8 protein-coding genes are annotated in these 12,153 nt (G+C 60.6%); 4 read left to right on the top strand and 4 right to left on the bottom strand.

The annotated features are described in order from the left end of the window. Positions 1-2,509, bottom strand: a 2,509-nt coding sequence (locus ACJ8HB_RS24300; RefSeq protein WP_442520203.1) for an autotransporter outer membrane beta-barrel domain-containing protein, incomplete at its 3' end; no start/stop codon positions are given. Between the two features lie 478 nt (positions 2,510-2,987). After that, a complete protein-coding gene (locus ACJ8HB_RS24295; protein ID WP_047570098.1) occupies positions 2,988-3,626 on the bottom strand; it encodes a TetR/AcrR family transcriptional regulator in 639 nt (212 codons plus the stop codon). Positions 3,627-3,889: 263 nt separating this feature from the next. Between ACJ8HB_RS24295 and ACJ8HB_RS24290 the strand changes: the two genes are divergently transcribed. Further along, complete coding sequence (locus ACJ8HB_RS24290; protein ID WP_047570096.1) at positions 3,890-5,107, top strand: Tm-1-like ATP-binding domain-containing protein; 1,218 nt, start codon at positions 3,890-3,892, stop codon at positions 5,105-5,107. A gap of 94 nt (positions 5,108-5,201) precedes the next feature. Here the strand turns inward: ACJ8HB_RS24290 and spy are convergent, their stop codons facing one another. After that, the gene (gene spy / locus ACJ8HB_RS24285) at positions 5,202-5,690 is read right to left on the bottom strand and encodes an ATP-independent periplasmic protein-refolding chaperone Spy (RefSeq protein ID WP_033636398.1); all 489 of its coding nucleotides are present in this window, start codon (positions 5,688-5,690) and stop codon (positions 5,202-5,204) included. 535 nt (positions 5,691-6,225) lie between these two features. Between spy and pdeR the strand changes: the two genes are divergently transcribed. Then, complete coding sequence (pdeR, locus tag ACJ8HB_RS24280) at positions 6,226-8,220, top strand: cyclic di-GMP phosphodiesterase (protein ID WP_047570094.1); 1,995 nt, start codon at positions 6,226-6,228, stop codon at positions 8,218-8,220. A 16-nt stretch (positions 8,221-8,236) separates the two neighbouring features. On the opposite strand, the gene ACJ8HB_RS24275 is transcribed toward pdeR, so the two are convergent. After that, positions 8,237-9,103: a crotonase/enoyl-CoA hydratase family protein gene (locus tag ACJ8HB_RS24275; RefSeq protein ID WP_033636400.1), complete on the bottom strand. Its 867-nt coding sequence runs from the start codon at positions 9,101-9,103 to the stop codon at positions 8,237-8,239. Positions 9,104-9,444: 341 nt separating this feature from the next. Here ACJ8HB_RS24275 and yhjD point away from each other — a divergent pair, with 341 nt between their 5' ends. After that, a complete protein-coding gene (yhjD, locus tag ACJ8HB_RS24270; RefSeq protein WP_033636401.1) occupies positions 9,445-10,464 on the top strand; it encodes an inner membrane protein YhjD in 1,020 nt (339 codons plus the stop codon). Positions 10,465-10,792: 328 nt separating this feature from the next. Then, entirely contained in the window at positions 10,793-12,115 is a 1,323-nt protein-coding gene (locus ACJ8HB_RS24265; RefSeq protein ID WP_033636402.1) for an MFS transporter, read from the top strand. Positions 12,116-12,153: the final 38 nt, after the last annotated feature.

The raw sequence follows: 12,153 nt of genomic DNA, 5'->3' as shown, positions 1-12,153 counted from the left end.
CGTAGTTCACCGACCGCTTGGTGTCTATGCGGTGCCAGGTGTAGCCCGCCCCGCCGCGCAGCGCCAGCGCCCCGAACTGCTTGTCGCCGTACGCCGCCAGGTGGTAGTTGTCGCTGTCCGCCTTCGACCCGTACCCGCCGTGCAGCGAGGTGCGGGTGTAGCCGGTCGCCACCCCCAGCCGCCAGTCGTCCGCCGCCGCCGAGTCCAGCCCCACCAACACCCCGTAGGTCGAGGCCTGATAGCCGGTAGCATTGGCGTCGCCCGACGCGTGGTCCCACGCCCCCAGCAGCTGCGCCCAGGCACCGCCCTCATCCGCCTTGATGGCCGACGAGCTCGCCAGCCCTTCCGCCTGACGCAGGCGCCCGTTCAGCGCCTCGCGCAGGTAGCGGCTGTCGTTCACCAGCGCCGAGGCGATGTCCGCATGGATTTGCCCCGACAGCTGACGGAACGCCTGCCGCGCTTCGCCCGCCGTGCCGCTGCTGAGCAGGCTCTCGTACACCGGGTTGCCCGCCGCCAGCGCATCCGCCGCCGCCGCCACCGCCCGCTCGTTCGAGGTCTGCGCCACGCTGGCGAAGCTGGTGCCGTTGCGCCCGACGCTCAGCGTCACCCCGGTCGGCTGGTAGCTCAGCCCGGTGCCGAGGAACAGGTAGTTCGGCGCCACCGCGTCAAACTGCCCGCTCACCCCCTGCTGCGCGCTCAGGATGGTGTACTGCTGGCCCAGCAGGCTGCGCACCTCGCCTTGCGTCAGCAGGTTGGGGCTGTTCTCCAGCGTCACCGCCACCTCACCGCCGCCGATCGTCGCCGATCCGCTGCTCTGGATCCGATCGCTCTGGCCGTTCGGCCCCACTTCCACCGCGTAGCGCGAACCCGGCTCGAAGCTGACGTTGCCGGCCACGTTAAGGGTACCGATCGAGTTGCCCGGCGCCACGGTGCCGCCATCACGGGCGGTCAGCGAACTGAGCGTGCCGCTGCCGCCGACGATGCCGCCGCTCTGCACGCTGACGGCCGAAGTGACCGAGCCGTTGACAGCCAACCGCCCCTGGTTGACCAGCGTCGGGCCGGAATAAGTATTGTTACCGGTCAGCACCAGCGTGCCGATGCCCTGCTTGGTCAGGCCGCCGTGGCCGGAGATGTCGTTACTCCAGAAGTCCAAGCCGCACAGCACATCGCTGCAGACGCGCTCGGTCGGTTTGCCCTTGTCCAGCACCGCGCCGACGCCCGGCAGATCCACCACGAACTGGGTCGGGCCGTAAGCCACGCCCGTCGGATCCGGGATGCGGAATTCTTCGGGAATATCCTCGACGGTCGCCAACATGCCAGGGCCGTTGATGGCTTTGCCCAGGTTGATCATCCCCCAGCCGTAGAGCGCGTCGATGCCCGGCGCGCCCATGTCGGTGGCGGTGGTTTTCAGCACTTCCGCCACCTGCGCGCCATTCAGATACGGGAAACGCTCCATCAGCACCGCGACGCTGCCGGCCACGTGCGGCGCCGCCATCGAGGTGCCGCTGTATTTGGCGTAGCCGGTCGTCAGATTCTCCACGCTGGTGCCTTCAATCACCGAGCTGTATACCCGGGTGCCCGGCGCCGAAACGCAGAAGCTGGCGGTGTAGCCGCAGCGGGAAGAGAAGGTGCTGATGCTGTAGTCGCCGCTATTAGAGGGATCCTGCAAGCTGGCGACCGACAGCCAGTTCGGTGCAATCTCCGGCACGAAATAGGCCAGGCCGGCCATGGCATCGGGGTTATTCAGATTGCCGTCGTTACCGGCGGCGAAGATGGTGACCACGCCGCTGCGCGCCGCGTCGATCGCGCCCTGATAGGCGCCGCCGGGCTTGGTGCCGAGGATCTGTTTGATCTGATCGAACTGCTTTTGCGCATCGTTCACCGTGAAGTGTGGATAAGCCGGGTCATAACCCCCCTCCTCAAACTTTTCGGTAATGCCGATGCCCCAGCTGTTGTTGATGATGCGCGCGCCGCTGGCCACCAGCGCATCCCAGCCGGCCTGGTACACCGCGCCGTCGTTGCCGAGGATGATGCCGTCCTCCGGGCCGGGATCGCCGTTTTCGGCGCTGATGATCTGCGCGTTGAACGCCACGCCGTGCATGGCGCCGCCGTCGCGGCTGCCGGCGGCGATGCCGCCCACGTGGGTGCCGTGCGAACCGAGCGTGCCATCGGAGTCCACGCTCGGCGTACCGTCATAGCGGAAAGTGTCGCCTTTTTTCACCGGGATATAGGGATCGGTGTATTCGCGGATGCCTTCGGTAACCAGATTGATCACCTTATTCTCACCGGCAAACTCCGGGTGCTTGGCGTAGACCGGCTGATCGAAAATGCCAAGTTTGATGCCTTTTCCGGTATAACCGGCGGCGTAGGCCTGGTCGGCGTGGATCGCCCCCAGCCCCCATTCCGCGTTGAATTCACTGCTGCGCCAGCTGGCCGGATCGCCCGCTTTGCCGTTCTCTATATAGCTGGCGGCCTGCGCCCCGCCGATCGCCGTCAGGCAGATCAGCATCGCGCTCCATTGTGCGCGATGAACTCCGATTTCAGGCCAGCCGAAGGCCGCCCGAGCGGATTTGACTCCTCTAAGTTTCTTCTCCATCCCAGATACCGTCCGTTGTTGTTTGCAAATGTTTTATAAGATTTTTTGTGTAACAGTTTGGTAATACCAAATAAATAAAGCACAACAATCTCAAGTGCGCTTAATGTGTCATCCGGCAGTTCGGCGGGAGGGGAGAAAGTTTCAGGGGTGAATCAGGCCAGCGACGATAAGAAATGACAATGACGCTTGGCGGTATCGGAGCGGCGATAGCACGTGAGGGAATAAATATTAATTAACTGATAAATAAAAATATAATTCAGGGGTAAATGAAGGGTGTGGCCGCCTGAAAAGTGCTTAACAGGCGTCTTTTATCACTTTTAATTATAAATTTTGCCAATATTCACTCAGTGAATTATGCTGGTTTTTCAGTCAGCCATCGGCAAAAATTGGATTATCCTGCTGATGTTTTTTTGCGGTTCGTCGCGTCCTCTTCCGCCTGACGAAGGATGGCTTTGGCCATCCATTGCGTGACGTCCTGAATGCTCTCAAGCTCCAGCCCCCAGATATCTTTCAGCACCAGGAACACCTCCGAGCCGTAAATCAGCGAGAAAGCATGAATCACTCTCTGCAGAGAGTCCGGCGGCAGTTTGCCCTGCAGCGGTTCTACCGCCAGCGCCAACAGACGCTTGCGGTTGCCGCGCACGAATTTTTCGCCCGGCGTCGCGTGCGCCCACTGCTGCAAAGAGAGCTGCAACGCCGCGCGCAACGCCCCCTCGTGCCGTTCCATCTGAGGATAGGCGAAGGTCAGCAACTGCTGGATGCGCTTCAGGGCATCATCGTCTTGCGGGCGCCATTCCAGAATAGGCCCCAGGCTTTCCGCCACCACGGCGCTAATCAGCGCACTCTGGGTCGGAAAGTAGCGGTAGGCGGTCGCACGCGATACCTGCGCATGCGCCGCCAGTTCGGTGATCGAAGGAAACGCGCCTTCGTCATACAGCGCCATCGCGCTGGCCAGCAACAAACGGTAGGTTTTTGCCCGGGTGGACGTCAGTGAAGGATCGAACGGGGTGGGAAAAGCATTTATCGGCACTTAAACCTCATACATCTGTACATGCTTGCGCGGCTGGAGATACGCCACTGCCGACAGGTTGACGACAAAGGCTCGGCCGCGCAAAAAGCTCAAAATGAGACAGAAGTCCCATTTTGCACTGAGCTGCCCTTGCAAAAATGATACTGCCGTCTCATTATATAAATACATTAATCAATTTAATTTAAATGCCAACACCAGGGCACCTAAAAAAATATAATACATTAATTTTTAAAATAAAAATTAGAATCACCTCGGAAAAACCCATGAAAGATACTTCAAATTTTGTCTATATTGCTACCACGGCAGATACGAAAGGACAAGAGTTGGAGTATGTGCGGCGGCTGATTGCCAGCCTGGATTTACTCACGCGAACCGTCGATCTCTCCACCCGTAGCTTGCCGTTTGACTCCCCGGCCGATATCGGCCCAGAAGAGGTCGCTCGCCACCATCCGGCGGGCGCCGGCGCGGTCTTCGGCGCCAGCCGCGGCCAGGCGATCGCCGCCATGGCGACCGCTTTCGAACGCTTTATCCTGACGCGCCGCGATATCGCCGCCCTGCTTGGCCTGGGCGGCTCCGGCGGCACCGCCATCATCACGCCGGCCATGCAGCAACTGCCGATCGGTCTGCCGAAAGTGATGGTCTCGAGCATGGCGGCGGGTGACGTTTCCGCCTATGTCGGCGCCAGCGATATCAGCATGCTGTATTCGGTCACCGATCTCGCCGGCCTGAATCGCATCTCGCGACGGGTGCTGGGCAACGCGGCGCGCCAGATAGCCGGTGCAGTCCGCTTCGCCGCCGTCGACTCTCACGACGACAAGCCGGCGATCGGCCTGACAATGTTTGGCGTCACCACGCCCTGCGTTCAGGCGTTGATTGCCGAGTTGGGATCGCAATGGGATTGTCTGACGTTTCATGCGACCGGCAGCGGCGGCAGAGCGTTGGAAAAACTGATCGATAGCCGCCAACTGCACGGCGCCATCGATTTGACCACCACCGAAGTGGCCGATCACCTGTTTGGCGGCGTGCTGCCCTGCAATACCGATCGTTTCGGTGCCATCGCGCGTACCGGCATCCCGTGCGTGCTCTCCTGCGGCGCGATCGACATGATCAACTTCGGCGCACCGAACACGGTGCCGGCTCGCTATGCCAACCGTCTGCGCCACCCTCACAACCCGCAAGTGACGCTGGTGCGCACCAGCGCGCGGGAGAATGCGTTAATGGGGCGTTGGATGGGCGAAAAAATCAACGCCTGCGCGGGCGAAGTGCGTTTCGTTATCCCGGCGGGCGGCGTATCGGCTCTGGACGCGCCCGGGCAACCGTTCTGGGATCAGGCGGCGCTGGCCGCCTTTACGCAAGCGCTGGAAGAAACGGTGCACGCCACCGACAAACGCCGGTTGATAAAAACGCCTTATCATATTAACGACCCGCGCTTTGCTCAGGCCGTTGCCGAGCAGTTCCGGCACATGGTCGGCGGAGAATGATTATCACTCACTTCATAGCCTGCCAGTGATAACGCCAAATAGAAAAAGGGCCAGACAAATAGTCTGGCCCTTTATTATTCACCGCGAGCGGATATTACTGATCGGAGGACATCTGCGCCTTCATTTTATTCATGTGGTCCATCATCTTTTGCTCACGTTTCTGATAATTCTCATTGTATTGTTTTTTCTGCTCAGGGGTCAGCAGGTTATACATTTTATTTTCCGCTTTGGCGCGCTCCAGCATGCGTTCGGATTGCGCTTTGCCGATCGCGTCAATTTGCGCCTTCGCCTTCGCTTCGTCAAAGCTGTCGGAAGCGACCAGATTGTGCAGCGCCTGGCGCTCCTCTTTCATGCCCGGCCCGCGCTTCTGGTGCGACTCTTTCATAATATCGCGCATCTGCTGGCGCTGCTGCTCGGTCAGGTTCAGCCCGGCGAACGGGCCGCCTTTGCCTTCACCCTTGTGATGCATCATTTTCATCGGCGCCGCATCCGCCGCCGGGGCAGTGGTGTCTGCAGCGAACGCCGCGGAAGCAGAACCCAGGGCCAGCGTGGAAGCAATAAATAAAGCCGTCAATTTACGCATAATCATTTCCTTAAAAGTTTTTCTTCATCAGGAGCGCTGTACGTTAACAGGCTCATTCGTCGTCGGAGATAATAATAGGCTGATAAATTTCAAGTAATGCGAGGGTGTGTAAACTTTTTAAAACCCGTCTCGGATTTATTCACCAATTATGAGAAAACTATGAAGATGGCGTTTATTTGATGGAAATTTTAATTTCCCGGCAACAATCCCCCCGGTGGAGTTATTTTTCCGCTTTCCCCTTACCGCTATAATTTACTCGCCTGCACGGCAACCTTGCATCAACCGTTTTCCGATAACGGGGGAAGTCAGTACCAGCATCACAGGATCCGATGTTCTCCTACACTTTAAGACAACCGGCCGCCGGGCGACGTTTACACCGCAAAACTAATCATTGCTTATATAATAGTTCCCATCACCCGCTCCGCCTGTGAAAACCTGTTATATGATGCACAGATGCGTACGGCGATCGCTTTCGGGCCAACAGGCTGCCCGGAGCTGTGCTGACCGGCCGCCCGTGCTCTTTTGAGGAATCATCATGCCCGCAGACCAAGGCCCTGAGCTTCTTAACGCCCACTTCGGCACCCAAAGCCCCCACTGGCGGCTGGCGTTTGACAGCAATGCCCTGGAGCTGTCCGCCGTTAAAGGCAAAGCCCACGTTGCGGTGGCGCTCAGCGCCATGGAAGCGGCGAAAATCCGTCGCCTGACCGGCGTCACCGCCAGCCTGGAGCTGACCATTACGCTAGCCGGTGCACCGCTGCATCTGCATCTGGTCGGGCGCCGCGTCAACAACCTCGAATGGGCGGGCACCGCTTCCGCCTTCAGCGACACCCAATCTGTGGCGCGCGACCTGGTGCACGGCCTATCCTTCGCCGAGCAGGTAGTGTCCGAAGCCAACTCGGTGATCGTGATCGTCGATCAACACGGCCGCATTCAGCGTTTCAACCGGCTGAGCGAGGAGTATACCGGGCTGCACGAACACGAGGTGATCGGCAAAAACGTTTTCCAGCTGTTTATGAGTCCGGAAGAAGCCGCCGCTTCGCGGCGCAACATCGCCGGCTTCTTCCGCAACGGTTCGTCCTATGAGGTGGAACGCTGGGTAAAGACGGTCAAGGGCGAACGGCTGTTCCTGTTCCGCAATAAGTTCGTGCACAGCGGCAGCGGCAAAAACGAAGTCTTTCTGATCTGCTCCGGTACCGACATCACCGAAGAACGCCGGGCGCAGGAGCGGCTGCGGGTGCTGGCCAACACCGATCTCATCACCGGCCTGCCGAACCGTAACGCCATCCAGGACAAGATCAATCACGCCATCGCCACGCGCGGCGAAGAGAGTTTCGGCCTGGTGTATCTCGATCTCGACAACTTCAAAAAGGTCAACGACGCCTACGGCCATATGTTCGGCGATCGGCTGCTGGTCGAGGTCGCGCTGGCGATCCTCGGCTGCCTGGGCCCGGACCAGGTGCTCGCCCGCCTCGGCGGCGACGAATTCCTGGTGCTGGCACCGCAAGCCGATCGCGAGCGCCTGCAAACGCTGGCGCAGCGCATTATCGACAGGCTGAAAACCCCTTTCCGCATCGGCCTGATTGAGGTGTATACCGGCTGTTCGATCGGCATCGCGCTGTGCCCGGAGCACGGCAACGATCTCGACAGCCTGATCCGCAGCGCCGATACCGCCATGTACGTCGCCAAGGAGCACGGCAAACGTACCTATACCGTCTTCTCGCCGGAGATGAATAAACGTGTCGCCGAATACATGTGGCTGGACACCAACCTGCGCAAAGGGCTGGAGCAAAATCAGCTGGTGCTGTATTACCAGCCGAAAATCGACGCGCGCAGCGGTGAAGTGCACAGCGTGGAAGCGCTGGTGCGCTGGGATTCGCCGGAGCGCGGCCTGATCCCACCGATGCAGTTCATTTCCTACGCCGAGGAGTCCGGCCTGATCGGCCCGCTCGGCCAATGGGTGCTGCAGACCGCCGCCGGGCAGGCGGCGCAGTGGCAAGAACAGGGCTTGAATCTGCGGGTGGCGGTCAACCTCTCTGCCCGTCAGCTGGCTGATGACAGCATCGTCAACGACCTGCTCGGGGTGCTGCGCCGTCACCGCATGGCCCCCTGTCTGCTGGACTTCGAGTTGACCGAAAGCAGCCTGATTGAAGACGAGAACCGCGCGCGCGCGTTGATCACCCGGCTGCGCGAACTGGGCGCGCAGGTGCATCTCGACGACTTCGGCACCGGCTATTCGTCGCTGGCGCAGCTGGCGCGCATTCCTCTGGACGCCATCAAGCTGGATAAAAGCTTCGTGCGCGGGGTGAATTTCAACCCGGTATCGCAATCGTTGGTGCGCGCGATCGTTGCGGCGGCGGAGGCGTTGGCGTTCCGGGTGATCGCCGAAGGGGTGGAGACCGAGAGCGAAAACCACTTCCTCGACGAGGTCGGCGTGGACGAAAAACAGGGCTTTCTGTTTGCGCGGCCAATGCTCCCGGAACAGCTGGAGCATTGGCTGCAGTCCTATCGCCCGCGCTCACCCTCCGCATGAGGCGGGCGCGTTAAGGTTAGCCGGCACGACGCAGGTTCAGGGTATGGCGATCCTGCAACATCACCAGCCGCTCGATGTAGGCGCGGTCTTTTTCCTCAATGGTAAAGGCCGAGTGCACCCAATCTTCGGTAATGTCCATCAGCTCGGAGCGCGTCAGCTGCAACACGCGCTGACGCGCCCGCAGCATGGCGCGCATGCCGTTGAGCTTCGGCCGAATGGTATCGATAAAGGTGCGCGTCGCCATGTAGGCGTCGCCGGGCTGGAACAGCTGATCTACCAGCCCGCGGCTCTCGAACCACTCTGCGGTATGCGACTCGCCGCCCCAAATCAGCTCCTCGGCCAAGCGCATGCCCGCCTTGCGCGCCACCAGCGAGTAACCGCCCATACCGGGAAACAGATTGAACGCGATCTCCGGAAACCCCATGCGGGCATTGTTCTGCGCCAGCACGAAATGGTGCGCCAACGCCGCTTCAAAGCCGCCCCCCAGCGCGCTGCCTTCGACCATCGCAATGCTGACCGCGCCGGTGTCGAAACCGCGAGCCGCCGCATGCACGCAGTCGATGCAGGCGCGCGCGTAGGCCATCATCGCCTCGCGCTTGCGGTTTTTGATCGCGTCGGCGAAGAACTGCAGATCGCCGCCGACGTTGAACATGTTCGGCACCAGCGAGCCGGTGACCCAGAAATCGAACCGCAGCGAAGATTCCTTCGCCGCCTGCGCCAGCGTCATGATGTCTTCGATCAGCGCCTGGTTGAAGCAGGGGCGCGGCGCGGCGCGCAGCAGCATCCACATGATGTGCCGCCCCTCTTCATAGTAGGCGGACAGCTGCGACAGATTGCCCGCTTCGGTAAACGGGCGGCAGGTGGGGTGATTAAGCAATTTCATAAGACCTTCCAGTTTTTCTGTTGATGACGGATGAGACCGTTCCAGCCCCTACGGCTGCAGCGGAGCGGCGAGCGGCAAAGCGCAACGCCACATCATGAGTAAACGCTTTCTCGCCGACGAAACAGATAAAAATTGGAGGTAGGAAAGTGAAAAAAACTGAGGCGCCACGGGGTTTTCATAGGAATTTTACCTATCGCGCCATCGTCGGCATTTCATGCCAGGCGCTAACGCGCTAAGCTCGGAAAATGACCGTTTGCCGCCCCGGCGCTCAAAACGCCGCGGGGCTTTGGCTATAATCAATGCTGAAACATGCCGTTTAACGTTAAGGAAATCGTGAAGTAATGCCTACAGGACCAGACCAGGAACGCCGCCAGCCCGCACAAGACACGCCGCCGAAGCCGCTTATCGCCATCAAGACCGGCCATGAGACCCTCGACCGCCGCATCGGTGGTTTTTCACGTCTGATTGAACGCATCAAAGCCTGGCCGAGCGTGGCGCACCTGCTGCGCGCGGCCGAACGCTTTAACGATCGGCTGGGCAGCCAGTTCGGCGCCGCCATCACCTATTTTTCATTCCTCTCGCTGATCCCGATCCTGATGGTGTCGTTTGCCGCCGCCGGCTTCGTGCTGGCCTCCAATCCGGATCTGCTGGCCCGCTTGATCAACCGGATCGTCGGCAGCATCAGCGATCCGACGCTGGCCAGCACGCTGAAGAACACCGTCAATACCGCCATTCAGCAGCGCACCACCGTGGGGTTGACCGGTCTGGCGCTGGCGCTCTATTCCGGCATCAGTTGGATGGGCAATCTGCGCGAGGCGATCCGCGCGCAGTCGCGCGATGTCTGGGAGCGCAATCCGCAGGATCAGGAGAAAATCTACTTCAAATACACCCGCGACTTCATCTCGCTGACCGGCCTGGTGGTCGCGCTGATTATCACGCTGTCGCTGACCTCGGTCGCCGGGTCGGCGCAGGCGGCGATCGTCAACGCGCTGGGGCTGGACGGCATCGAATGGCTTCGGCCGGCGCTGACGACGATCGCGCTGTCGATCTCGATCTTCGCCAACTATCTGCTGTTCCTGTGGATTTTCTGGATGCTGCCGCGCCACAAACCGAAGAAAAAAGCGCTGCTGCGCGGCACCTTGCTCGCCGCCATCGGTTTTGAAGTGATCAAGTTCGTGATGACCATGACGCTGCCGCAGGTGGCGAAGTCGCCTTCCGGCGCGGCCTTCGGATCGGTGATCGGGCTGATGGCGTTCTTCTACTTCTTCGCTCGTTTGACGCTGTTTTGCGCCGCCTGGATCGCCACCGCCGACTACAAAGGCGACAAAGCGTTGCCGGAACGCGAGCCGCCAGCGCGCTGAAGCCATGCAATCGTGCCGGTGTTATCGCACACACCGGCACGTTCATCTGGTTAACAGCCAAAAAACCAGTCAATACATCTGAATCGCACGGTGCGCCATCCGGAAAACCAGCATAACAAACTGCCAAGTCACTTTTCTTTGCCGTTTTTACAGCCATTCCCTCTGCGCGAACTCCATTTCTCAACGTTTAACGCTGCAGAAAAGAAGCCCGGTAAAACATTAGTCTTTTTAACCGGTTAGGAGCGGCGTTACCCAAGGCTCCCGCGTTGAAAAGGCCGCATGCTGTCACTAAGATGGATTTTTACCCCCTCTAACGATAAGAAATATTATGCAAGCCACCATCGCACCCCCACTCGACGCCGACGAGGCGTCCACACCGGTGAACTCCCGCGGGAAAGTCATCGTCGCCTCGCTGGTCGGCACCGCCATCGAGTTCTTCGACTTCTACATCTACGCCACCGCCGCGGTGATCGTGTTCCCGCACATCTTCTTCCCGCAGGGCGACCCGACCACCGCGACGCTGCAGTCGCTGGCCACCTTCGCCGTCGCCTTTGTCGCACGCCCTATCGGCTCTGCGCTGTTCGGCCACTTCGGCGATCGGGTAGGGCGCAAGGTCACGCTGGTCGCCTCGCTGCTGACCATGGGGATTTCCACCGTGCTGATCGGCCTGCTGCCAAGCTATGAAACCATCGGCATCTTCGCCCCTATCCTGCTGGCGCTGGCGCGCTTTGGGCAGGGCCTGGGGCTGGGCGGCGAATGGGGCGGCGCCGCCCTGCTGGCGACGGAGAACGCGCCGGCCAAAAAGCGCGCGCTGTACGGCTCCTTCCCGCAGTTGGGCGCGCCGATCGGCTTCTTCTTCGCCAACGGCACCTTCCTGCTGCTCTCCTGGCTGCTGAGCGACCAGCAGTTTATGGAATGGGGCTGGCGCGTGCCGTTCATCCTCTCCGCGGCGCTGGTGCTGATCGGCCTGTACGTTCGGGTATCGCTGCATGAAACGCCGGTGTTCGCCAAAGTGGCCAAGGCCGGCAAACAGGTGAAAGTGCCGCTCGGCACGCTGCTGAGCAAGCATCTGAAAGCCACCATCCTCGGCACCTTCATCATGCTGGCGACCTACACGCTGTTTTATCTGATGACGGTGTATTCGATGACCTACGGCACCGCGCCGCAGCCGCTGGGCCTCGGCTACTCCCGCAACAGCTTCCTGTGGATGCTGATGGTGGCGGTGATCGGCTTCGGCGTGATGGTGCCGATCGCCGGCCTGCTGGCGGATGCGTTCGGCCGCCGCAAGACCATGATCGCCATTACCCTGCTGATGATCGGCTTCGCGTTCCTGTTCCCGCCCCTGCTGGGTTCCGGCAATCAGGCGCTGGTGATGGGCTTCCTGCTGTGCGGCCTGAGCATCATGGGGCTGACCTTTGGCCCGATGGGCGCGCTGCTGCCGGAGCTGTTCCCGACCGAAGTGCGCTATACCGGCGCGTCGTTCTCCTACAACGTCGCGTCGATCCTCGGCGCGTCCGTGGCGCCTTATATCGCCACCTGGCTGGCGGCCCACTACGGGCTGTTCTACGTCGGCATGTATCTGGCGGCGATGGCCGGGTTGACGCTGCTGGCCCTGCTGTTGATGAAAGAAACCCGCCACCGGTCGCTGTGATCCCCTGCGGCCCCCTCACTGCGGGGGCCGCACGCGTT

Origin of the sequence: Serratia sp. CY27727 (genome assembly GCF_052169275.1) — a bacterium.
GTDB classification, from domain to species: Bacteria; Pseudomonadota; Gammaproteobacteria; order Enterobacterales; family Enterobacteriaceae; genus Serratia; species Serratia sarumanii.
Note: the sequence above shows the minus strand (reverse complement) of the source record. Positions and strands in the feature narration are given on the sequence as shown.